This is a genomic window from Lactobacillus sp. X-49 (assembly GCF_057063645.1).
The window spans coordinates 1-21,890 of sequence record NZ_JBXSQM010000008.1; the positions used below are offsets into that span (position 1 = coordinate 1).

25 protein-coding genes are annotated in these 21,890 nt (G+C 35.0%); 7 read left to right on the top strand and 18 right to left on the bottom strand.

Annotation, left to right across the window (positions count from 1 at the left end; all coding sequences use genetic code 11):
- Positions 1-346 precede the first annotated feature (346 nt).
- Together ACYIAQ_RS05060 and ACYIAQ_RS05065 are read left to right on the top strand one after the other, a co-directional pair.
- Positions 347-1,285 (top strand): NAD(P)/FAD-dependent oxidoreductase, encoded by a 939-nt coding sequence (locus ACYIAQ_RS05060; protein ID WP_483562810.1) that lies wholly within the window; start codon positions 347-349, stop codon positions 1,283-1,285.
- A gap of 12 nt (positions 1,286-1,297) precedes the next feature.
- Complete coding sequence (locus tag ACYIAQ_RS05065) at positions 1,298-1,948, top strand: VTT domain-containing protein (protein WP_483562747.1); 651 nt, start codon at positions 1,298-1,300, stop codon at positions 1,946-1,948.
- 12 nt (positions 1,949-1,960) lie between these two features.
- Here ACYIAQ_RS05065 and ACYIAQ_RS05070 read toward each other — a convergent pair whose 3' ends face one another.
- Genes ACYIAQ_RS05070 through ACYIAQ_RS05090 form a run of 5 tightly spaced genes read right to left on the bottom strand, consistent with a single transcriptional unit; the run spans position 1,961 to position 5,625 of the window.
- The gene (locus ACYIAQ_RS05070; RefSeq protein ID WP_483562748.1) at positions 1,961-2,569 is read right to left on the bottom strand and encodes a TIGR01906 family membrane protein; all 609 of its coding nucleotides are present in this window, start codon (positions 2,567-2,569) and stop codon (positions 1,961-1,963) included.
- On the bottom strand, positions 2,566-3,342 hold the full coding sequence (locus tag ACYIAQ_RS05075; protein ID WP_483562749.1) for a TIGR01457 family HAD-type hydrolase: 777 nt from the start codon (positions 3,340-3,342) through the stop codon (positions 2,566-2,568). Before ACYIAQ_RS05075 ends, ACYIAQ_RS05070 begins: the two co-directional genes overlap by 4 nt.
- Positions 3,343-3,906 carry a YutD family protein gene (locus ACYIAQ_RS05080; RefSeq protein WP_122022670.1) on the bottom strand — a complete coding sequence of 188 codons (564 nt, stop codon included), beginning with the start codon at positions 3,904-3,906 and terminating at the stop codon, positions 3,343-3,345.
- Positions 3,896-5,281, bottom strand: coding sequence for a bifunctional metallophosphatase/5'-nucleotidase (locus ACYIAQ_RS05085; protein WP_483562750.1), 1,386 nt, complete (start codon positions 5,279-5,281; stop codon positions 3,896-3,898). Before ACYIAQ_RS05085 ends, ACYIAQ_RS05080 begins: the two co-directional genes overlap by 11 nt.
- Positions 5,282-5,292: 11 nt before the next feature.
- On the bottom strand, positions 5,293-5,625 hold the full coding sequence (locus ACYIAQ_RS05090; protein WP_122017823.1) for a hypothetical protein: 333 nt from the start codon (positions 5,623-5,625) through the stop codon (positions 5,293-5,295).
- Between the two features lie 85 nt (positions 5,626-5,710).
- Here ACYIAQ_RS05090 and ACYIAQ_RS05095 point away from each other — a divergent pair, with 85 nt between their 5' ends.
- Positions 5,711-7,081 (top strand): glycerophosphodiester phosphodiesterase, encoded by a 1,371-nt coding sequence (locus ACYIAQ_RS05095; RefSeq protein ID WP_483562751.1) that lies wholly within the window; start codon positions 5,711-5,713, stop codon positions 7,079-7,081.
- Between the two features lie 51 nt (positions 7,082-7,132).
- On the opposite strand, the gene ACYIAQ_RS05100 is transcribed toward ACYIAQ_RS05095, so the two are convergent.
- On the bottom strand, positions 7,133-8,134 hold the full coding sequence (locus ACYIAQ_RS05100) for a substrate-binding domain-containing protein (RefSeq protein WP_483562752.1): 1,002 nt from the start codon (positions 8,132-8,134) through the stop codon (positions 7,133-7,135).
- Positions 8,135-8,285: 151 nt separating this feature from the next.
- On the opposite strand from ACYIAQ_RS05100, the gene ACYIAQ_RS05105 reads away from it, so the two are divergent.
- Positions 8,286-9,392, top strand: coding sequence for a M24 family metallopeptidase (locus ACYIAQ_RS05105; protein WP_122017820.1), 1,107 nt, complete (start codon positions 8,286-8,288; stop codon positions 9,390-9,392).
- An 82-nt stretch (positions 9,393-9,474) separates the two neighbouring features.
- Here ACYIAQ_RS05105 and ACYIAQ_RS05110 read toward each other — a convergent pair whose 3' ends face one another.
- Together ACYIAQ_RS05110 and ACYIAQ_RS05115 are read right to left on the bottom strand one after the other, a co-directional pair.
- Entirely contained in the window at positions 9,475-9,858 is a 384-nt protein-coding gene (locus ACYIAQ_RS05110) for a YtxH domain-containing protein (protein ID WP_122017819.1), read from the bottom strand.
- Positions 9,859-9,875: 17 nt separating this feature from the next.
- The gene (locus tag ACYIAQ_RS05115; RefSeq protein WP_122017818.1) at positions 9,876-10,301 is read right to left on the bottom strand and encodes a DUF948 domain-containing protein; all 426 of its coding nucleotides are present in this window, start codon (positions 10,299-10,301) and stop codon (positions 9,876-9,878) included.
- Positions 10,302-10,415: 114 nt separating this feature from the next.
- Here ACYIAQ_RS05115 and ACYIAQ_RS05120 point away from each other — a divergent pair, with 114 nt between their 5' ends.
- Positions 10,416-11,231 carry a mechanosensitive ion channel family protein gene (locus ACYIAQ_RS05120; protein ID WP_483562753.1) on the top strand — a complete coding sequence of 272 codons (816 nt, stop codon included), beginning with the start codon at positions 10,416-10,418 and terminating at the stop codon, positions 11,229-11,231.
- 33 nt (positions 11,232-11,264) lie between these two features.
- Here the strand turns inward: ACYIAQ_RS05120 and ACYIAQ_RS05125 are convergent, their stop codons facing one another.
- Positions 11,265-11,885 (bottom strand): XTP/dITP diphosphatase, encoded by a 621-nt coding sequence (locus tag ACYIAQ_RS05125; protein ID WP_483562754.1) that lies wholly within the window; start codon positions 11,883-11,885, stop codon positions 11,265-11,267.
- A gap of 17 nt (positions 11,886-11,902) precedes the next feature.
- Positions 11,903-12,697, bottom strand: a complete 795-nt coding sequence (gene murI, locus ACYIAQ_RS05130) for a glutamate racemase (RefSeq protein ID WP_483562755.1) — start codon at positions 12,695-12,697, stop codon at positions 11,903-11,905.
- A gap of 79 nt (positions 12,698-12,776) precedes the next feature.
- Here murI and ACYIAQ_RS05135 point away from each other — a divergent pair, with 79 nt between their 5' ends.
- The gene (locus ACYIAQ_RS05135) at positions 12,777-13,184 is read left to right on the top strand and encodes a YslB family protein (protein ID WP_122017814.1); all 408 of its coding nucleotides are present in this window, start codon (positions 12,777-12,779) and stop codon (positions 13,182-13,184) included.
- A 70-nt stretch (positions 13,185-13,254) separates the two neighbouring features.
- A complete protein-coding gene (mscL, locus tag ACYIAQ_RS05140) occupies positions 13,255-13,620 on the top strand; it encodes a large-conductance mechanosensitive channel protein MscL (protein ID WP_122022664.1) in 366 nt (121 codons plus the stop codon).
- 231 nt (positions 13,621-13,851) lie between these two features.
- Here the strand turns inward: mscL and trxA are convergent, their stop codons facing one another.
- From trxA to nadE, 8 genes are all read right to left on the bottom strand, one after another.
- Positions 13,852-14,163: a thioredoxin gene (trxA, locus tag ACYIAQ_RS05145; protein ID WP_483562756.1), complete on the bottom strand. Its 312-nt coding sequence runs from the start codon at positions 14,161-14,163 to the stop codon at positions 13,852-13,854.
- 88 nt (positions 14,164-14,251) lie between these two features.
- Positions 14,252-16,603: an endonuclease MutS2 gene (locus tag ACYIAQ_RS05150; RefSeq protein ID WP_483562811.1), complete on the bottom strand. Its 2,352-nt coding sequence runs from the start codon at positions 16,601-16,603 to the stop codon at positions 14,252-14,254.
- A gap of 50 nt (positions 16,604-16,653) precedes the next feature.
- Positions 16,654-16,959, bottom strand: coding sequence for a DUF1292 domain-containing protein (locus ACYIAQ_RS05155; protein ID WP_122017811.1), 306 nt, complete (start codon positions 16,957-16,959; stop codon positions 16,654-16,656).
- Between the two features lies 1 nt (position 16,960).
- Positions 16,961-17,389 (bottom strand): Holliday junction resolvase RuvX, encoded by a 429-nt coding sequence (gene ruvX / locus ACYIAQ_RS05160; protein ID WP_122022663.1) that lies wholly within the window; start codon positions 17,387-17,389, stop codon positions 16,961-16,963.
- A complete protein-coding gene (locus ACYIAQ_RS05165) occupies positions 17,389-17,646 on the bottom strand; it encodes an IreB family regulatory phosphoprotein (RefSeq protein WP_122017809.1) in 258 nt (85 codons plus the stop codon). The genes ruvX and ACYIAQ_RS05165 overlap by 1 nt, the downstream gene beginning before the upstream one ends.
- A 52-nt stretch (positions 17,647-17,698) precedes the next feature.
- Positions 17,699-20,338, bottom strand: a complete 2,640-nt coding sequence (alaS, locus tag ACYIAQ_RS05170) for an alanine--tRNA ligase (RefSeq protein ID WP_483562757.1) — start codon at positions 20,336-20,338, stop codon at positions 17,699-17,701.
- 264 nt (positions 20,339-20,602) lie between these two features.
- Positions 20,603-21,034, bottom strand: coding sequence for a GNAT family N-acetyltransferase (locus tag ACYIAQ_RS05175; protein ID WP_483562758.1), 432 nt, complete (start codon positions 21,032-21,034; stop codon positions 20,603-20,605).
- A 22-nt stretch (positions 21,035-21,056) separates the two neighbouring features.
- On the bottom strand, positions 21,057-21,890 hold the full coding sequence (gene nadE / locus ACYIAQ_RS05180) for an ammonia-dependent NAD(+) synthetase (protein ID WP_483562759.1): 834 nt from the start codon (positions 21,888-21,890) through the stop codon (positions 21,057-21,059).

Genomic DNA, 21,890 nt, shown 5'->3' on the forward strand with positions numbered 1-21,890 from the left:
GGTACTACCTGCTCTCCTTTGTCAGGAGCGCTTTTATAATTTATCAGATCTTGTTCTCTTTGTCAAGAACTTTTTTCTGTCCGCTCTCTGCTCTCTCAAGCAGCAACGTTTATCATCTTACTAAATCAGCTTTCCTTTGTCAAGCTTTTCTTTCAAATGTTTTTTGTCCTCTTCGCTTCTGTCTCTTTGACTTTCGCCCGACGACAGTTATTTATATTAGCAACCTTTTTCTTCTTTTGCAAGCTTTTTTTGAAATTTATTGAAGTGACTTGCAAAGCATTTCATGATAAAGTTGTTATATCAACGTTTATAGGAGGTTTTTAAAATAAAAAAATTTGATTTAGCAATTATTGGCGCTGGACCTGTTGGGCTATTTTGTACTAGTTTTGCAAATTTACATGGCTTAAAAACTGTAACTTTCGACTCATTAAAGAAAGTTGGTGGACAGCCTCAAATGCTGTATCCTTTTAAAAAAATATTCGATATACCTGTCTTTAATCAAATTACTGGTGCCGCTCTTATTGAACAACTGCATTTAACTGCTAAGAAAAATAGCGATTTTGTGTTAGAGCATAAGGTAAGAGCAATTCAAAAGCACGAGAATAGTTTTATTATTGACAATGAATTTGAAACGAGAAGTGTCATTATTGCAACAGGTAATGGTGCGTTTTCACCAAGAAAGTTCCCACTAAAAATGAGTGAAGCAGTTGAAAAAAAGGTTCATTATTTTATTAAAGAGCCACATCTATTTGCTAATCAAACCATTGGCATTTTTGGAGGTGGGGATTCTGCTCTTGATTGGGCACTTGAACTAGCAAGCGAAAATAATACTCACGTAAAAATAATTCATCGGCGTAACGAATTTCGCGGATTGGAAAAAAACGTTCAACAGTTAAAAAGTTTAAAAAATGTTGAAATTATAACGCCGTATCTTCCTAATTCTATTGCAATCAGGAATAATCAACTTGAAGTGGAGCTAAAGCAAATAGGTAATAAAGAAATTATTAGTCATCAGTTTGATCAAATTATTGTTGCTTATGGATTCCGTAGTAATAACAATTTTGTCAGCAACTGGGGAATTAACTTAGTTAATGGTCAAATTAAGGTTTCACGCGAAATGACCACTAACGTCCCCGATATTTACGCCATTGGTGATGCTGTGACCTATCCTGGTCGCGTTCCTGTAATTGCGCTCGGCTTTGGAGAAGCTCAAATCGCAGTTACTTCCATCATGCGGTTCCTCTTTCCTGAAAAAGCCTTAACAGTTCATTCAACAAGTTTATAGGAAGGTAGCCTTATGCCCATAATCAATTTTATTCTTCACATTGATCATCATTTAATAGAAATAGTTAATCAATTTGGTAACTGGACTTACTTGATTATTTTCAGCATTATTTTTGTCGAAACTGGCTTAGTAATCTTCCCATTTTTACCAGGAGATTCACTAATCTTTGCAGCAAGTTCCATGGCCATCAATCAAAAATACAACCTTAACATTTGGTTAATTTATTTAGCCGTTTTATTGGCGGCAATTCTAGGCGATGCCTGCAATTACGAAATTGGTGCATATTCAGTTAATGCCGGTTCTAAACATTCTTGGTTTAACCGATTAATCAACCAAAAAAATCGTTTAGCTGCAGAACAATTTTTTAATCGCCATGGACCAATTACGATTGTCATTGGTCGATTTATCCCATTTATCAGAACTTTTGTGCCCTTTATCTCTGGTGGTAGCAAGATGCATTATGGCAAGTTTGCACTATATAATATAGTTGGTGGGATTGTTTGGAGTGGATTATTCACAATCATTGGCGCTATTTTTGGTAATATTCCACTAGTTAAAGAGCACTTTTCTCTGTTGCTTATTGCAATCATTCTGATTTCGGTTTTACCTATTGCAATTATTGCTTTAAAAAAACAATTCAATCAAAAAAAGGAGCTTCATTAAGGAGCTCCTTTTTTAACGTTGTAACAACTGATCAGCAAAATACAGTTCATAAATTATTCCCCAAACTGCAAAACAGGCTGCAAAAAAACCTTCTGTAAGCACATTAATAATGGGATCAGTTTCCGGATCAAACAACCAAGTATTACTTCCAGAAAAAAACAGGTGGTGAAAAGTTACAAAAAATTGATCAAAATTTGCTAATGCAAATGGCAATACGACTATTGGTAAAACCAATAATAAAAGTGCTGAAACTTTATTTAATTTAAGTGCCTTACTGTTTTTGTGATTAACAAAAAAGTGAATCGTTAAACAACATAAAAAAGCCACAATGGCTAAAATAAACAACCTTTTAACTTCTGCAAAATGTTGAGCAGCCATTGGTGAAGTTCGAAAATTAGTCATTACTAGCTTCTTATCAAATGGACAAACCAAATACTTCAGCAATTGATTATAATTTGCCATAACTTGACCCAATGACAAATTGACAGTTCGGTTGGTCTTTTGAACAATTACAAAAACAACTAGTAAAGGCCAACTTGCAAATAACGCTCCAACTACACTACTGGTAATTGCAAAAATAAAATGATAAAAAAACGTCAATAAACCACTTTTGATTTTCATAATTTAAACTCATCCAAGTTGTTAACGACAAATGTCGGCTGTTTTTGATCAACAATATCTTTTCTTTGTGTAATTCCAGAAGTAACTAACAATTGATCAACATGACTATTAAAGCCTGCCTTAATATCAGTTTCATAATTATCACCAACTAGTAATGCATTTTCCTTAAGACAATGCATTTTCACTAGTAATTTATCTATAATAATTTTGGATGGCTTCCCAATTATAAGTGGTTTTTTTCCACTTGAAGCCGCTATCATTGCACATTGCGCACCATTTCCAGGCATTAGTCCTTGATCACTAGGCAAATTCAAATCCCCATTTGTACTAATAAAGATTGCACCATTTCTAATAGCATTAGTTGCAACTTGAACCTTATGATAAGTCAAATCAGTATCCATTCCCACAATTACATAATTTGGATTTTCTTCATTGAATTCAAATTGTGAATGTTGCCAAAACTCATTCCAAAGTCCAACTTGCCCAATCAAATAAACACCAATTTTACCAATTCGGTCTCTTTCTTGATCTAAAAGAAAGTCAATTGTTGCCATATTAGGAGTATAAATATGAGTTGTATCTGTTTTTATACCGTGTTGAGCCAATTTTTTAACTACCATCTGCGGTGTTCGTGTAGTGTTATTGGTTAAGAAAATATAATCTTTTTTTGCTTGATCAAGTCGCTTAATAAAACGGACTCCTGCTGCAATTGTATAGTTTCCGCGATAAATGGTTCCATCAAGATCAACTAAAAATAAACGGTAATCCTTCACTTAGTTACTACTCTTTCTTTTTTTTATAATAAAAGAATGGTGAATTCCAACTTCTTTTGACATTTTCCCAGTTTCGCGTTTTTTAAAATGAACCATTGGTTGATGATGACGATAGGACAAATTATTATCCTTTCGAAGACGTGCACTCTGTCTATGCTTTTTAGTGCTTCCCCAATTTTTTCGACTACCAGTTTTATAATGATGAACAGGGGTCAATAATTGTAAAACAAAATACGGTCCCCCGGGATTACAAAATTCCATTAAATAATCTGCTATTGCACGTTGCTTGCGATCAATAGCAGTTTGAACGTTGTCTTTATAAAAACCCCTAAGCCGTAAATGATCACTAGAAACATCCCCGACTAAAAAATCATACTGATCTAAGTAGGGATCATATTTTTTACGCAAAACGTCTAAATTGATAGCTTCTTGTTTATTTACAAGAATTTGGTAGAGCTGTTTATTAATTTTTAAATGGTCACCATTTAAGGTCACTGAAGCCAGTGAATGTCTCAACGGTTGTTGTTTGGTAAATTTATTATCATTATTAACTTTATCTGTCATAAGTTCTGCTCCCAGCTAAAGGATATTTTTGTGCCAAATAGTTACCCACAACTTCACGTAAAAATTGTGGGAACAAAAATTCATTTTCTCCAACAATTGCAAGTGTAGGGAAAAAGGGAACCAAAACATAATGATCTAAAACAGCAAGCTCATATTCCTTAACTGGATCAATTTCTTGGTTATTTACAAAAACAGTACGATTGATTGGATCAAATTTAATGCCACGATAATGCATTTGACCAAATACTTCTCCTCGAAAGCTCATTCCTTGAAGATGAAAACGATCTAAATAATGACGGTTCTTTTCAATTTCCATCACTAAGCGCCATAAATCACAGCCCTTTAGCCTCGTTCGCACCACATGCATTGAATGTGGAAGTGATTTTTGTAAATCATACTTAGTTATCACACCTGACTTAAATGGTGTTAAGAATAATCCTGAGCTAAGCATCGCTAAATTTGTGCCCGCAAAGTTTGCAATTGCATCCATCGAAACATGAATAGCGGCATCATTATTTTCTTCATATTTGTGCGGTAATTTTGCAACTGGTTCACGCGACAAGATTTTTCGACCGTGTTCAAAATATCCATGCACCAATTCTTTATCACATGGTTTAGTTTCCATTAGATTAGTTGACTCCACAGATGGTGTAATCATTTGGATATGGTGCTGATCATCAATTTCAACGTACGTATTACCAACAAAATTTCCCCACTTACCAGTTTGTGTAATCCAAACTCCATTAACCTTCTCACCATGCTTTAGCAAATCATGACTATGTCCACCAATAATCAGATCAATTTGAGAATAATTTTTAGCTAAAAAACGGTCCATATTCAAACCAACATGTGTTAAAAGAATTAAAATATCATATTTCCCAGTAATTTTAGGCAAAACTCGATCCATTGTTTCTCGCAGCATTTTTACATGCCAGTGATTCGGTTTATAAGAAAGCGGATAAGCAGCGGTTAGTCCTATTAATGCAATTCGTGTTCCTTTTTTTGTCCGCATAATCTTATAATCATGTGCCCAATGTGGCATACTTTCGTCTTCCTCACGTAAATTTGCAAGTAGCACTGGAAATTGAGCATGATCAAATAAATGTTCAACAACTTCATGTGAATTGGAAATCCCTTCGTTATTACCAATTGTAACAGCATCATACTTAAACGAATTCATGAATTTAATATTTGCTTGTCCCAAGGTAGCATCCGTTAGTGGATTAGAACGGTCTAAAAAATCACCGGCATCAAATGTCAACACTTGATCAACCGATCGATCTTGTTGAGCCGCATGCAGATAGCGTCCAATTTGAGGAAAATGCTCAAAATGCGAATGCAAATCATTTGTATGCAAAATACGAATTTTTTCCATTTTTATGTTCTCTATCCTATTTTATTTGATCTTAAAATCAAATTATATGTATCTAAAATTTTTCCCTCTGGTTTTTCCCATTCTACCCAGTTGGGATTCTTCCAATCAGCTTCATTAGTTAAAGTTTCTAATTTGTAATTTTTATTAATATATTCTTCGTAAGTGATTAAGGCTTTTGTACGTGGTATATTTAATTGCAAAATTCTAACATTTTTGATTAATCCTCGATCAACGGCTAACTCAGCAATTCCGTTTTGATCAATATTGGAAATTTCAAAATATTTACTACCATCATTACGAGTGATTTCTTCAATTAAATCCAATTCTTCATATTGTTGATTCATTAACTATCCCTACATAAACTTAAACAGTGATATATAGCAAAAAATGTGTAACCATGCTATTGTAATATTTAATAGAGGTGTACACATGAAACATAAAAGCCTGCTGATTGCAGCTCTCTTTTTTAGCATAATCTTTTTAACAACTAGCGGTTTCACCGTTGTCGGTCATCGAGGCGACCCTAGCAAATATCCTGAAGAAACTATCCAAAGTGACGATTCCGCCTTTAACTCAGGCGCTGATTACGTTGAACTCGACCTTCATTTATCCTCAGATGGTGTGGCTGTGGTATCGCATGACGATGACTTATTCCGAGTTACCCATACTCCTGCCATTGTATCACAAAATACTTGGCACGCACTTAGTCAATTAACTTATGATAATGGCGAACATGTATTAAGTCTGGCTGAGTTATTTGCACATTATCAGCATAGACCGCAAGCTAAGTTTATTTTGGAAACCAAAATTGATCATTCACTTGATTCATCTTATATGCTTGAAGATGAAATTGCTGCTACTGTCAAAAAATATCACATGGAAAAACGAATAATGATTCACTCATTTTCAGCAGCAAGCCTTTTTCATTTTCGTGAAATTTTGCCTGATTCATATCTAATTCTAATTGTTGGCAGTCTTAAAAGAATGAATTTTAGTAATTTACCACAAGTTAATGCTGTTAACGTTTCTTCTGATTTGATTTTAAACCACCCCTGGCTGATACATTGGCTGCATTTATTAAATAAGCAGGTCTTTGTTTGGACTGAAATGGATGAATCCCCCAGCTTGTGGCATTGGCTTATTAATAAAAATATTGATGGTGTGGTTACTAATTTTCCAAGTACTGGCTTTAAGTATAAACTTGCTAAAGAAGGATCTCGAAAATATGATATTCATCGTAAAGGAATCTATTTTGGTAAAGTAAGAACTGCAACCATGATGAATCCTTATGTTCGACATAAACAGCATAAGTATGTATATCCCGGACAAAATGTAAATGTGATGTACGGTGTTCGCGTTCACAATCAGCTCTACTATCAAATTGCAAATCAAACATTTATTTCTGCTGAATTTGTTAACCTCGATTTAAAACCACAGGATGTGGCTCCTTATCAGAATAAACAAATTTTAGCAAAACCTAAATCATCCGTAATGATTTACCGTTACCCAGAAAATCAAGCAAAGACATCTCAAAAACTTCCTGCAAATCGACTCTATAAAATCCAGAACTTTAATGGCAGTCCTAAAAGCATGTGGCTACGGATTTCATCTGGTTGGATTAGAGCTAAAGATATTCTCTTTTACGGATTCTTCGACGACACTTCTTGGCAACAATATCGCCAATTACCACGAATGAATCGCTACAACAATATTGCACTAACTGCTTATCAACCAGTTGAACCACCAGCAGTCCTTTCAATTAAGCAACAACTAAATATAATTAATCACATAGCAATATAAAAAGCGATTTACTAATACTGTAAATCGCTTTTTATTGGTTCAAAACTAAAATTATTCATTTGTTGTACTTTGCTTTTTGAGCAATTCGTATGGTAATTCTATTTGTTTATCACTAATTTCTTCATTGTTCATCATCTTTGTTAGCAATCTCATCGCAACTGCACCAATATCATACAGAGGTTGACGAATTGCTGTTAAAGCTGGCCGCACTACCGATGCAACTTGAGTTGCACTGGTCGTAATAATTTCCAAATCTTTCGGAACATTCATTCCCGCATCAATTGCTGAATTTAAAATTCCAACAGCCGTAATATCATTTGTAACAATAACACCGTTAATATTATCACGCATTAATTGAGAAAACAGGTTATAACCATCTGAATAATCTTTAATATTATTATAAATATGTCCCTTACCCAGATTATGCTCTGCCATAAACTTCTTATAAGCAACAATGCGGTTATCAGTATTAACAACTGTGCTGGAATTATCCAAAACAAGGGCTAAATTTCTTTTTCCATCGTTATACAGCAAATTTAAGGCTTCCGTGTCGGCTTTTTTATAATCAATAGTTACAGATGGAAATTCATCATGTTTTACCTTGGTTCCAGCCAAGACTACCGGTGTAGCTGTTCGTTTAAAAGCTTCAACTGCTTCATCTGGAAGATTGTCTGACATATAAATTACACCATCAACTTGCTTATTCAATAAGCTCTGAATCGCTTGATCTTCTTTCATTAAACGATTTTCAATACTTGTGATAATAATATTGTACTTATATAAAAGGGCAATATCATCAATTCCTTTTGACAATTCAGCAAAATATAGATTGGTTAAATCCGGTACAATTAAGCCAACAGTTGTGGTTCGTTTGGAAGCCAACCCTTGAGCCACGGCATTAGGTTGATAATGCAGCCGCTTAATTACTTCCATTACTCGATCGCGCGTATCTTTGCGCACGTTAGTATTACCATTAACAACCCGTGAAACTGTGGCCATTGACACCTTAGCTTCACGAGCAACATCATAAATTGTAATATCTTGTTTACGCATCCTCATTCCCCTATCTTAATCTTAAATACTAGTATCAAATTTAGCATGCTTTTTATCTAATTGCAAGCGTTTCCAACTATTCTTTCATTTTTTCAGGTCAAGAACATGATATAATTTTCCTAATTAATTGATTAATTTGAAAGGATTAAAAATGAATTTAACCAAATTACAAGAATGGCTGCAAAGTTCTGGTAACGATGTGGCTTATATTTCCAATCCAACCACAATTGCTTACTTTACCGGTTATGAAATGGAACCTCATGAACGAATTTTCTGCTTATTAGCATTCAAAGATCAGGAACCATTTGTTTTTGTTCCCGCTCTAAACATCGAAGAAGCGAAAAATTCCGCTTGGAATGGCGATGTTTATGGCTATCTCGATTCTGAAAATCCTTGGGCAGTTATTGCTGATAAAATAAAAAGCCGTACTTCAGCATACCAAAAATGGGCGTTAGAAAAAAATAATTTGTCTGTAGCTCATTATCAGCTTATCCATGAACAATTCCCCGATGCTAATTTTGATGGTGATATCTCAAATTTTATTGCCAAAATTCGTTTGTATAAAACTCCAGAAGAAATCAAGCAATTACAAGCAGCTGGCCGTGAGGCTGATTTTGCATTTCAGATTGGTTTTGATGCAATTAGAACTGGCGTAAGTGAACGCTACATTGCTGGACAAATTGAGTATCAATTAAAAATTCAAAAAGGGGTAATGCATGAAAGTTTTGAAACAATCGTACAAACGGGTACCAACGCTGCCAACCCACATTTAGGACCAACAATGGATAAAGTCAACCCCCACGAATTAGTTCTATTTGATTTGGGAACTATGCATAATGGTTATGCATCCGACTCTAGTCGAACAGTTGCTTACGGTGAGCCAACCGCCAAACAAAAAGAAATCTATGAAATCGATAGAGAAGCTCAACAAGCAGCAATTGAAGCTGTTAGACCAGGGATAACTGCTTCTGAACTTGATAGCGTTGCTCGCGATATCATCACTAAAGCTGGTTATGGTAAATACTTTATTCATCGTCTCGGTCATGGTATTGGCAAAGAAGTTCATGAATATCCATCAATCGTACAAGGCAATGATTTAATCATTGAGGAAGGCATGTGCTTTTCAATTGAACCCGGCATTTATATTCCAAATGTAGCTGGCGTCAGAATTGAAGATTGCGGTGTAGTTACCAAAAATGGTTATGAACCTTTTACCCATACCAGCAAAGAATTACGTATCCTTGATTTAAAAGATTAAGCTAAAGTTCGTAACCAAATATAAAAATGCATTAATGGAAAATATGATTTCCATTAATGCATTTTTTAATAGATAATTTTATTTAACCAATAACCTTATCTTCCGGATGATTTAACTCGTTCTGGTTATTGAAATCAGAAGGATTTTCGGCATTTTGCAAATCATCAACAGAATCTGCAAAATGATTTTCAATTGAACTATCATCTGATGAATTGTCAATTACAATATCATCAAAATCTTTTATCTCTGAATCATCATCAACATCCTTTGGAAATGATGATAGCTGATTCTTAACTATTTCTGTACCGTTATCGTACTTTTTCTTCAAATCCTGAACTGTTTCATTATTCTTAACTTTTTGTTTTAATTCATCAATTTGATTATCGGTAACAAGTAGTGAACCAGCCAAAAAGCCTGCTGCACCACCAATAACTGTCCCCAATATAAAACTTGTAATTTTTTTCATAAAAGTATCTCCTTTTATTAATCTGCGCCCTTACGACGTCTACGCCGTGCATACATTGATGTTAAAGCAGAAGACATAACACCGTTACGTTTCAAATGAAAACCACTAATTCTCTTTGCTAGTCTGCGTGTGGATGCATTAACATCTGAAACACTTTCACTCACATCTGCAGCTGCCTGTGCTACTGGATCCATAGTCTTCATCTTCACATTAACATCTGCCAGAAGAACATTCGTCTTATCTAACAAATCACTAGTTTGATCAAGTAACCCTTCAATCTCCTTAGTAACTTGCTGAATTGACTCATTAGTAACCTGGATTGTTTTATCTGCTTCTTTGGTCGCCTTTGCAATTCTGATAAGTACCGGTATCATAAAAAGTACTAAAATTAATAATGCAACGGCAGCAATTAGTCCTGCTAATGCACCATAAGAAATTGTCATCTTCTACCTCCAATTCTGTACCTAAAAAAAGTCTAGCATGAAAACACTTTAATCTCAAACCATATGTGATATTTTGATATAGTAAAACATAGAGTGTAAGAAAGGGCAAGAATCATGAACAAAATATTCCAAATTAATAAACGAGCTTTAACTTTTAATTGGGACAGATTAGGAGAACAAGTCCTCACTATGATGTGGCAACTAGCAGTTTCGACTCTAGTTTTTTATATTATTTACCGCCTTGGGAAAAAAATAATCGGTCATTATTTAAAACACGGCAAACGTCTACAAACTAAAAGATCGATGACGGTAACAGCTTTAATTAACAGTATTTTCGAATACACTGTTTTGTTCTTTTATTTATTTGCTGTTTTATCAATTCTTGGAATTCCAATCGGAACTTTATTAGCTAGTGCGGGAATTTTTTCCCTAGCATTAGGTATGGGAGCACAGGGCTTTGTGAGTGATTTGGTCAACGGCTTTTTTATTTTGAGTGAAGACCAGTTTGATGTCGGTGATATTGTCCAAATTAATAACCAAACTGGTATTGTAATTCAACTTGGTCTAAGAACTACTCGACTCAAAGCCGCTGACGGATCAATTATTTATATTCCCAATCGTAATATCTCAATCGTACAGAATTTAGCCCATGGTGGGTTTGGTCTTGACATTGAACTTCAACTAAAAGTAACCAATGACTTTACAAAGGTTCGACAACTAATTGAACAGGTAAACCATAATGCTGGGCTAATTAAAAAAGTATTGGTTCAAAAGCCTCAAATCATTGGAATTACTGCTCAAGTCGCTCAAACAGTAAACTATGTTATTCACTTTCAAGTTATACCTGGAAAAGAAAAAGAAGTACATGATCAATATTTAGCGACATATTTAAAAGTATTACAAGAAAACGAAATTACTCTTGCTAGCTAAAAAGGTGGTAGTCTAATCAGACTAACCACCTTTTTATTTAGTATTAAACTGAGCTAACCAACTTGGAAAAAGTTTAAGCAATTTTTGAAGTGCCTTACCTCTATGTGATAAACTATTCTTTTCATCTACTGACATTTCTGCAAAAGTTTTATCCATTTTATCAACATAAAATAATGGATCATAGCCAAATCCATCTTTACCTCGTGGCATAGTTAAAATACGTCCTGAACATTGCCCAGAAACCACTAAGTCTTGTTCAAAAGCATTCGGCATTGAAACCACAATCGTGGTATTAAATTTAGCAGTTCTTTTTGACAAAGGTACCCCACCTAATTCAGCTAATAACTTTGCATTATTTTTGTGATCATTGTGCTCCTCACCAGCGTAACGAGCAGAGTGCACTCCTGGACCCCCATCTAATTCATCAACCATTAATCCAGAATCATCAGCAATTGTTATCAAGTGACTAAAATTTGCAAGAGCATGCGCTTTTAATTTGGCGTTTTGCTCAAAAGTTGTCCCATATTCATCCACAAATGGCGGATTAATTAGATCCGCATTGGTGATTATCTTTATATTAATATTGGCGTTTTCAAAAGCCTTTTTTAGTTCTATTGCCTTTCCTTGATTAGTTGTCGCAAATAATACTTTCACTGATTATTACCCACTTTCTAATAAATGCAGCGCTGTGCATGAAATTCAGGTTCATTGAGCACAAGTTTTCCTAATTCATTCACTAAATTAACATCGCCAGTAGTGTAATACTCATGTCTGCCAATAAGAGAAGTTTCATTTAGCAAATGCTCATGTTGTAAAATATCATAAGTATCTTGGGCAACTTGGTCAGCTGGATCAATTAACAGAATTCCAGGTCGAATACACTGGTTAAATTCTGCTTGAATAATCGGGTAATGTGTGCATCCTAAAACAAGAGTATCAATATCTAACCCATTAAGTGACACAAATGTTTCTTTAATGGCTTTAAGATATGCATTGTGTCCTGCTTTTTTTTCAATAAGTGGAACCAACTTCGGTGCTGCAAATTCATTTACTCGGATATCATGACATTGACTAATGATTGCTTCTTGATACGCATGCATTGCTGTCGTCATCTGTGTTGCTATGACCGCAACATTATTATTTCTAGTTGCTTTTATTGCCGATTTAGCTCCTGATTGAATAACTCCAACAATTTGTACACCAATCTGCTTTTGAATTGTCCTCATTGCCACTGCTGTTGCAGTATTACAAGCAAAAACAATTATCTTAACATTCTGCCGCAACAAAAATTTTACACTTTGCCAAGTTAACGCAATAATTTCATCTTTGGACTTGTTACCGTACGGAATATGCGCATTATCGCCGATAAAAATAGTTGACTCGTTCGGCATTTTTTGAATAAACTTTTTAACTACTGTTAACCCACCAACACCAGAGTCTAAAAGACCGATTGGTCTCTTATCCATATTATAAATCTCCTTAAATATTTTCTACTTTTATCAATTTTACGGTAAAATAGAAGAAAATAAAAGGGATGACTTCTTAATGCAAAGTAATAATCAACATAGTGAACATGTATATTTTGTCAATCAGCTATATCGTGACTTTTTATTACCAGAAATTCTAGGCGAGGATAATGAAGAAATTCTTTACTGGGGTGGCAAAAGAATAGCACGTAAATACGATTTAACTTGTTTTGATGATATCAATAGTTTTTTTGCCACAACTGAATTTGGTACCTTAACTAAAGTTAAGGAACGACGTACAGAAATTATACTAGAATTAAGTGGTCAGAGTGTAACTGATCGATTAAATAGTGGTAGCCATGAATTTTCTTTAGAGTCAGGCATTATTGCCGAAGGAATACAAAAAGAAACTGGACGCACAGCTGAATGTGAGTTACAAATTGATAATAAAAAGAAAAAAGTTCGTTTAATTGCTAAACTCAATTAATTTATTGAGTATATTAATTGAGCTTTTTACCATTTTTGCAATGTTATTAATGTAGAGGAGAGGAATTAAGATGTTAAAAGAATTCAAACAATTCATCGAACGTGGCAATGTTATCGATTTAGCTGTTGGTGTTATTATCGGTGGGGCTTTTACTAATATTGTAAATTCATTAGTAAAAAATCTGATTAACCCGCTAATCGGCTTATTTATCGGCCGAATTGATTTATCTAATTTGATGTTTAAAGTTGGTAATGCATCGTTTAAATATGGGGAATTTATTAACACAGTAATTAACTTTTTGATTATTGCATTTATTGTTTTCCTACTTGTTAAAGCCGTTAACAAAGTTACCCACCCAGCTAAGCAATCTGCTGGTCCTACAACTGAAGATTACTTGAAACAAATTTGTGATTTACTAAAAGAAAAAAATAAGTAAAAAGTCTATGTAATACTGTTTACTAGACAAAAAAGACGTCGAGTTTTCTTACTCAACGTCTTTTTCACAGAACTTTTACTTAAGCTCTAACCATCACGCAAACCTGCCAAAAAAATAAATTCCCTTTTTATTGATGACAACTATGGACGAACAAACAGAACGCAAATCATCTAAAAGCGATTTGCGTTCTGTTTTGGTTAAAGCGTGAGGAGGTTAACCCCATTTTTTTAATTAGTCAGTATATTGACTCAGAATTTGATCAAGTTTGGCTTTAGGAGTATAACCAGTAAGACGATCAACAACTTTACCATCTTTTTTAATAATTAAAGTTGGAATTGCCATTATTCCTAATGAACTAGGTGTCTCTTTATTTTGATCAACATCCATCTTAGTAAATTTTACATCTTGGCGTTCCTGTGCTAACTCATCGATAATCGGTGATTGCATTTTACATGGACCACACCAGGTAGCCCAAAAATCAGTTAGCACTACGCCATTTTTAGTTTCAGTTTCAAAGTTTTGATCTGTTAATTCATCAACCATAAATAATTCCTCTTTCATATAAATAAGGAGTTTTCTTATTAATAGATTAAGTATAGCAATTTAACTTACTTTTTACAAGCAAGGGGGATTATTTCAAATGAACAATTGTAGCACCATTCCCACCCTCGTTAGCTGGAGCATAATTATAACTTTTGACATGTTTACTTGCATGTAAATATTGCCATACCCCTTTTCTGATCGCTCCCGTACCAATACCATGAATAATTGTTACAACATCAAGTCCAGCTAACAAAACTGAGTCAATATAACGATCAAGATTATTTAAGGCTTCATCATATCGTTGCCCTCGTAAATCCAGTTCACTCCTAGCATTACTACGACGGTTAGAGCTAACTGCATGAGTGAGTGTAACTTTCTTTGACTTAGTTTCAGTACCTACTTTTTGGATGTCTCGGTCACTAACTTTAACTTTAATGATACCTAACTGCACTTCATATTGATGCTCACCAAGTTTTTTAGTAATTGTACCCAACTGATTATAGGACAAAACTTTTACCCTATCACCAACCTGCACATGATGTCTTTTTTTCTCTCGTCGTAATACACGGTTATGGACCAATTTTTCATTTTGTTGCTCTAACTGATTTAATTTACCTTTAGCAGCGATTAACTCATTTTGCTTAATACTTCCTTGTTGCTTTAACTGTGTAATTATTTGGTCAGCTTTTTTACGACTTTTGGTTATAATTTCATTTGCCCGCTCTTGTGCAAATTCCAATTGCTTCTGTACTCGCTGGTTGTACCAATCAAGTGCCTGTTGTAACTCTAGTTCAAGGTTTCGGCTTCGATCAAGGCTTGATTGCAAGTGACTACGAGCCTGAGTAGCTGCCTTAGTTTGCTTAGTCAGTTCCGTAATCATTTGATTAACATCAACATTGCTATCAGATATCATTTCCTGTGCATCCTTGACTACATCCTCACGCATACCTAACCTACGTGCAATCGCAAACGCATTGCTATGACCGGGAATACCAATTTGCAAACGGTAAGTTGGTGACAAAGTTTTCAAGTCAAATTCCATTGATGCATTAGTTGTTTTGTGTCGATTATAACCGTAAAGCTTTAACTCTGGATAATGTGTAGTCACAATTATCTTAGCATTTTTTTTACGTAAAAAATCCAAGATACTAATTGCCAAACTAGCACCTTCTTCAGGATCTGTTCCCGCACCAATTTCATCAATTAAAACCAAGGTGTGATCATCAACCTTTTTCATTATCTTAATAATACTATTGATGTGTGATGAAAAAGTACTAAGTGACTGCTCTATCGACTGTTCATCGCCAATATCAGCACAAATGTCTTTAAATACCCCTGCTTTACTTCCTTCAGCTGCTGGAATAAATAGACCCGATTGTGCCATTAATTGCAATAGCCCCACTGTCTTCAAAGTAATAGTCTTACCACCAGTATTCGGTCCCGTAATTAACATAGTATCAAAGTCTTGACCAAGATAAATATCATTAGCAACAACTTTGTCTGGCGTAATTAAAGGGTGCCTTGCTTTCAAGAAAGACAAAGATTGATCTTTAGTTAATTTAGGTTCACTTGCATTTAATGAAGAGGCTAACATGGCCTTGGCTTGAATAAAATCAAGTTCAACGAGAGCTAAAGCAATTTGATCGATCTGCTTCACATCATTGCGTGCAATATCCGATAATTGATGTAAAACACGTTGAATTTCACGGCGTTCCTGTGCAAGAAGGTTTTGCTGACGATTATTTAAATTTAACACTGCGCTTGGCTCAATAAATAAAGTTTGGCCACTAGAACTTTGATCATGAACAACACCACCAAATTTATTACGATACTCCTGCTTCACCGGAATAACATAGCGTTCATCCCTAATAGTCACAATCTGATCTGAGAGATACTTATTAGCACCACCTTTAACATAATCATCCATCCGAATCTTAATTTCTTCATCATTCTTTTTAAGCTCACGACGCAATCGCATTAAGTCACTCGATGCAGTATCCAATATTGTCCCATCAAAATCAAGTGATTTTTTTAATTCATATAACAAATTAGCAGGAACCTTAAGGTTAGACAAAATATCGGTAATTGCTGTTAAATCTATTTGTGACAATTCACTTTGGTCTAAAAAATGATTAACCTCATTTGCAAGAGTCAACACCAAAAAAATATTGCCTAATTCGGCCGCATTCAAATTAGCATTAATTTTAAGCCTCTTTGTACTTGGCACGACATCCATAAAATCCACAAGTGGTAATTGACCCTTGACTCTAAGCAGGTTTACACCAGTAAGAGTTTGTTGCAAAGCAAATTCAACTTTCTTAAAATCGCTACTTGGAATTAATGTAGCGGCTTTTTTCTTAGCTGGCATTGTAATTGCCATTTGCTGCAATTTATCAGTAATCTTGGCAAATTCTAAAGTTTCTAATATTTTATTATTCATCATTAACAAATTCTCTATTACTAAAAAAGGCTGGCTAAGCCAGTCTTTTTTTACTCACCACTTAAGCGGTCATCATCCAAGAACGTATTAAGCACTCCCTGAACCATATTCCACTCTTCGTCTTCTTCAATTTCATGCAAATCGCTACTAGTTACATCGCCTTCTGAATCAGCGTCATAGCTAAAAGCCAACACCTCAATTTCTTCATCTTTATTGGTAGCGGCTGGATATAGTAAAATATATGATTTATCATAATCATCTGAATGAAATGTGAATAAAACCTCGTATAATTCTTCATTACCTTGATCATCTATTAAGGTGATTTGACGGTCTTCACCGTGAACTTCTTGTGTCATATTAATCCTTTCGGTTTTGATCTAAATAATTTTGCAAAATCAAGACAGCAGCCATTTGGTCAATAATTTTCTTACGCTGATGCCGATCATGAATTCCAGCTTCTTCCACTAGAATTCGTTGAGATTCGACAGTTGTCAAACGTTCATCTGAATAATAAACAGGCAACTTAAACTTGTCTTGTAATCTTTGACCATATGCTTTACTTCTAATAACTGAAGCACCTGATGAACCATCCATATTTTTAGGAAGACCTAATACAAAGCCATCCGCATTGTATTGACGAACAATTTTCTTAAGGGGTCTCATACCAAAATTATGTCGTTTTTCATCTATCAAAATCGTCTCAATTTTTTGAGCGGTTATTCCTAACTCATCACTAACTGCGACCCCAACGGTTTTAGAACCAATATCTAGCCCAATTAACCGCATTATTTATCTTTACCTAGATAACTTTTTACAAGTTCTTCAATAATTTCATCACGTTCGTGCTTTAAAATTAAATTACGAGCATCATTGTGCCGGGGAATATATGCTGGATCGCCTGACAATAAATAGCCAACAATCTGATTAATTGGATTATAGCCCTTTTCTTCAAGTGCATTGTAAACATCTTGTAGCGTATCATAAACATTTTTACCCTTATTTTCATTAAAGTCGAAATGCATTGTTTTACCTAATGAACTCATAATCATTCCTCCTGACGTAATTTTACTTGAAAACTTTCATAAACTCAATAAATTAATTTACAGAAATTAAGTTCAAAACAGTTTGAATAGCTTTGCCTAACCCCTCAGGCTTTTTACCACCAGCTTGAGCCATGTTAGAACGACCGCCGCCACCACCGCCAAAAATTGGCGCAGCTTGCTTAATTAATTTACCTGCATGAAGATTAGCATCGAGAGCTTTTTGTCCCAAACTAATAATCATGTTAGCTTTGTCATTCTTGGCTGAACCTAAAACAAGAACGTCAGACTTAGAACTATTCTTCCATGCATCTGCAAGTTCGCGCAAGTCGTTCATGCCATTGACATCAACTTGTTCAGCAATAACTGTTAAGCTGCCTATTTGTTGAACCTTATTAAAAATTGATGCTGCTTTTGCCTGGTTAATTCTCATGTTCAAATCGTCAACTTGTTTTTGAGTTGAATGAAGTTCTTCTTCCAAACTCTCAACTTTATTAATTACATCTTCAGGCTTCGTTGATTTCACACTGCTTTGAACTTCATCAAGTAATTCTGAACGATGTGCTAAATACTCGTAAGCCTTTTGAGAAACAACCGCTTCAATTCGTCTTAAACCTGCACCAATAGCTGATTCTGATATTATTTTGAAAATTCCAATTTGATTAGAATTAGAACAGTGAGTGCCACCACAAAATTCAATTGAAAAGTCATCCATTTGTACAACGCGAACTTGGTCACCATACTTACCATCAAATAAGGCTAATGCACCCATTTCTTTTCCATGTTCTGGATCAGTAATAGTGGTCTTAACATTAATTGCTGCCCAAATCTTTTGATTAACCAATGTTTCAACTGATTTGATTTCCTTGTCGGTTAAAGGTTCGATTGCAGTAAAATCAAACCGCAAATAATCAGGTTCTACCAAACTACCAGCTTGGTGGGTATGTTCACTAAGAACACTGCGCAAAGCTGCATGTAATAAGTGAGTAGCCGTATGTGAGTGGCGCAATCCTTCACGGCGTGCACGGTCGATTTTTAAAATATAGTATTCACCTTTTTTTAGAGGTAAAATTACGTCAACGTAATGCAGATTTTGATCATTAGGTGCATGCTGAACATCAACAACTTGGGCAACAAGATTACCTTCATGATCATAAATTGAACCATGATCAGCCACTTGACCACCACGTTCTGCATAAAATGGTGTTTTATCAAAAATCAAAGTTGCTTGTTCACCATCAGCTTGATTAACTAACTTGTCGTCAACAATAATATCTATCAATTTGGCATGTTTTTCTTCATAAATACCATACTCAAACTCAGATTTGTCTTTCAAGTTCATTAAGGTTTCATCCTGAGCTCCCATTGACTGCAAATTACCGCGTGCTTCTCGCGCACGTTTCTTTTGGGCCTCCATCTCTTTATCAAAACCTTTTTTATCAACTTCTAAGCCAGCATCTTGTGCAGTTTCAAAAGTTAATTCATATGGAAAACCATAAGTATCAAATAATTTGAAAGTATCCTCACCACTAATTGTCTTAGTATCATTTTCTTTAGCATCAGCAATTAACTTGTCAAGCAAGGTTAACCCTGAATCAAGTGTCAGCTGGAAACGCTGTTCTTCATTTTTGATAACTTTAGCAATAAAATCCTTTTGTTTAGTTACTTCTGGATAGTGACTTTCCATAACTTTGCCTACCACAGGAACTAATTTATAAAGAAATGAGCCCTTAATTCCCAAGCGCTGACCATTTAAGTCAGCACGACGAATTAACCGACGCAATACGTAACCGCGACCTGTATTTGAAGGAAGTGCACCATCGGCTATAGCAAAGCTAACCGTTCGAACGTGATCAGCAATAATTTTAAATGCGGTGGTATCAGATCCATTTTGACCATATTTCTTACCCGATGTCATTTCCTCAGTAGCATGAATCATTGGCATAAACAAATCTGTTTCAAAGTTAGTTGGAGCTCCCTGCAAAATTGATAACACACGTTCTAAGCCCATTCCTGTATCAATATTTTTATGCGGTTGATCAACATATTTTCCATTAGCCAGGTGATTATATTGTGAAAAGACAATGTTCCAAATCTCCAAGTAGCGAGCATTTTCACCTCCTGGAAAATTTTCAGGATCATCTTCTGAAATATCATTATTTTCTTGTCCTCGATCATAAAAGATTTCAGAGTCTGGACCACATGGACCTTCACCTATATCCCAAAAGTTCTCTTCTAATCTAACAATATGATCTTGAGGCATCCCTACCTTAAGCCAAATTTTCTGTGCTTCGGTATCTTTAGGATAAACCGTACAATAAAGTTTGTCCTCATCCAAATCAAGCCAATTCGGACTAGTAAGAAACTCCCAAGCCCAAGTAATTGCCTCTTTTTTAAAATAATCACCTACGGAAAAGTTACCTAACATTTCAAAGAATGTTTGATGTCGTGCAGTTTTACCAACATTTTCAATATCATTAGTCCTAATTGATTTTTGTGAACTTGTGATACGATGATTCTTAGGCACAACCGATCCATCAAAATACTTTTTCATCGTTGCTACACCAGAATTGATCCAAAGTAAAGTTGGGTCATCTTGTGGAATTAATGATTGACTCGGCATTACCATGTGACCGTGTTCTTTAAAAAAGTCCAAAAACATTTGTCTAAATTCAGAACTCGTCAGTTTTTTCATTATTTTCTCCCTTTTCAAAATAAAAAGCACTGTTGCTATACTTAAGGACGCATAAAACGCGGTACCACCTCAATTGCAACAGTGCTTGTTACCTCTTAATTATCTTATTTTGTAAAAACTGTAAGGAGCATCTTTTAAATGACCATAAACCGCTCTCAGCATCCGGCTCTCTCTTTGAAACGTCATTTTAAAAAACATATCTTAAGTTAAAAATAATTGTACTACTTGCACAATCTTTGTCAATAATTCCATTATCCATCTATATTAATCTAACCGTTTACCGAATCGTTTTTGTTTTTTACTACAATGATACCCTAATCGTTCATAAAACTGATGTGCGCCATACCGCTCTTCACCAGAATTTAATCTTATTTCATTAATTTTCGCTTTTTTAGCAAACTGTTCAACTGCATTCATTAACTGTGTACCAATACCCTTTTGCTGCGCTGATTTTGCAACAGCTAATGCCAGCACATTATACATTGGCGGAAAATAGGTTTCTTCAAATAATTCGGTATGAACATAACCAATAACTTGACCATCATTTTCAAAAACCAAAAGCAAATGGTGCTTACTATCAGCTAAAAGTCTTGACAAATTTTCCTCAGTCTGTTTAACCGGATAATCGTAGCCCAATTGCTCTTGATTAATTTTTTGAATTTGCTCTGCATCGGCCACTTTAGCTAGTCGAATCATTTTTATCTCCTCAAACAACTTATTAATTGTTAATAGAAAAATTATCAAACACACTTATCGGTAAATGGCGTTTATGCTCACTCTTTCGCCATAATGCCTCAATCTTTTCAGCTGCTTCAGGCGAAACTTTTCGTCCCTCCAAATAATTATCAACATCATCATAACTGACTCCAAGAGCAATTTCATCTGGCAAATCAGGCTTATCTTCTTCCAAATCAGCAGTGGGTGTTTTTAAATATAGATGTTTTGGACAGCCTAGTTCTTTTAACATTTGTTTTCCTTGACGCTTATCTAATCTAAATAATGGAGTTAGATCAGCAGCTCCATCACCATATTTAGTATAAAAACCACTAAAATTTTCGGCTGCATGATCGGTGCCGACAACAGCACCGTTATGTGCGCCAGCAATTGCATATTGAACAATCATTCGCTCACGTGCTTTAATATTGCCTTTATTAAAGTCAGTTATTTCTTGACCAGCTGCGTTCAAACTGGACACTGTAGCATCAACAGCGTCTTTAATATTAATAATTAAATCCTGATCTGGCTTTTGAAAAGAAATCGCATCAGCAGCATCCTGAGCATCCGCCTGAACCCCATAAGGCAAGCGAACAGCAATAAATTGATATGAGTCATCCCCAGTCTCTTGGCGCATTTCAGTAATTGCCATCTGACATAGTTTACCAGTTAAAGTGGAATCTTGACCTCCAGAAATTCCTAAGACGTATGATTTTAAAAAGGGATTTGCTTTTAAATAATTCTTTAAAAAGTCAACAGAACGTCTTATTTCTACTTGAGGGTCAATTTCTGGCAAAACATGTTCATACGCAATTATTTTCTTTTGTAATGGTCTCAT

Bases quoted from the DNA above. Each gene is read 5' to 3' on its own strand.
- murI (WP_483562755.1), bottom strand. From the start codon at position 12,697: ATGGATAAGAGACCAATCGGTCTTTTAGACTCTGGTGTTGGTGGGTTA.
- mscL (WP_122022664.1), top strand. From the start codon at position 13,255: ATGTTAAAAGAATTCAAACAATTCATCGAACGTGGCAATGTTATCGAT.
- alaS (WP_483562757.1), bottom strand. From the start codon at position 20,338: ATGAAAAAACTGACGAGTTCTGAATTTAGACAAATGTTTTTGGACTTT.
- ACYIAQ_RS05165 (WP_122017809.1), bottom strand. From the start codon at position 17,646: ATGAGTTCATTAGGTAAAACAATGCATTTCGACTTTAATGAAAATAAG.
- ACYIAQ_RS05135 (WP_122017814.1), top strand. From the start codon at position 12,777: ATGCAAAGTAATAATCAACATAGTGAACATGTATATTTTGTCAATCAG.
- ACYIAQ_RS05090 (WP_122017823.1), bottom strand. From the start codon at position 5,625: ATGAATCAACAATATGAAGAATTGGATTTAATTGAAGAAATCACTCGT.
- ACYIAQ_RS05100 (WP_483562752.1), bottom strand. From the start codon at position 8,134: ATGCGTAAACAAGATATTACAATTTATGATGTTGCTCGTGAAGCTAAG.
- ACYIAQ_RS05095 (WP_483562751.1), top strand. From the start codon at position 5,711: ATGAAACATAAAAGCCTGCTGATTGCAGCTCTCTTTTTTAGCATAATC.
- ACYIAQ_RS05085 (WP_483562750.1), bottom strand. From the start codon at position 5,281: ATGGAAAAAATTCGTATTTTGCATACAAATGATTTGCATTCGCATTTT.
- ACYIAQ_RS05105 (WP_122017820.1), top strand. From the start codon at position 8,286: ATGAATTTAACCAAATTACAAGAATGGCTGCAAAGTTCTGGTAACGAT.
- ACYIAQ_RS05065 (WP_483562747.1), top strand. From the start codon at position 1,298: ATGCCCATAATCAATTTTATTCTTCACATTGATCATCATTTAATAGAA.
- ACYIAQ_RS05080 (WP_122022670.1), bottom strand. From the start codon at position 3,906: ATGACAGATAAAGTTAATAATGATAATAAATTTACCAAACAACAACCG.
- ACYIAQ_RS05115 (WP_122017818.1), bottom strand. From the start codon at position 10,301: ATGACAATTTCTTATGGTGCATTAGCAGGACTAATTGCTGCCGTTGCA.
- trxA (WP_483562756.1), bottom strand. From the start codon at position 14,163: ATGGTTGATGAATTAACAGATCAAAACTTTGAAACTGAAACTAAAAAT.
- ACYIAQ_RS05155 (WP_122017811.1), bottom strand. From the start codon at position 16,959: ATGACACAAGAAGTTCACGGTGAAGACCGTCAAATCACCTTAATAGAT.
- ACYIAQ_RS05070 (WP_483562748.1), bottom strand. From the start codon at position 2,569: ATGAAAATCAAAAGTGGTTTATTGACGTTTTTTTATCATTTTATTTTT.
- ACYIAQ_RS05150 (WP_483562811.1), bottom strand. From the start codon at position 16,603: ATGAATAATAAAATATTAGAAACTTTAGAATTTGCCAAGATTACTGAT.
- nadE (WP_483562759.1), bottom strand. From the start codon at position 21,890: ATGAGACCATTACAAAAGAAAATAATTGCGTATGAACATGTTTTGCCA.
- ACYIAQ_RS05175 (WP_483562758.1), bottom strand. From the start codon at position 21,034: ATGATTCGACTAGCTAAAGTGGCCGATGCAGAGCAAATTCAAAAAATT.
- ACYIAQ_RS05110 (WP_122017819.1), bottom strand. From the start codon at position 9,858: ATGAAAAAAATTACAAGTTTTATATTGGGGACAGTTATTGGTGGTGCA.
- ruvX (WP_122022663.1), bottom strand. From the start codon at position 17,389: ATGCGGTTAATTGGGCTAGATATTGGTTCTAAAACCGTTGGGGTCGCA.
- ACYIAQ_RS05120 (WP_483562753.1), top strand. From the start codon at position 10,416: ATGAACAAAATATTCCAAATTAATAAACGAGCTTTAACTTTTAATTGG.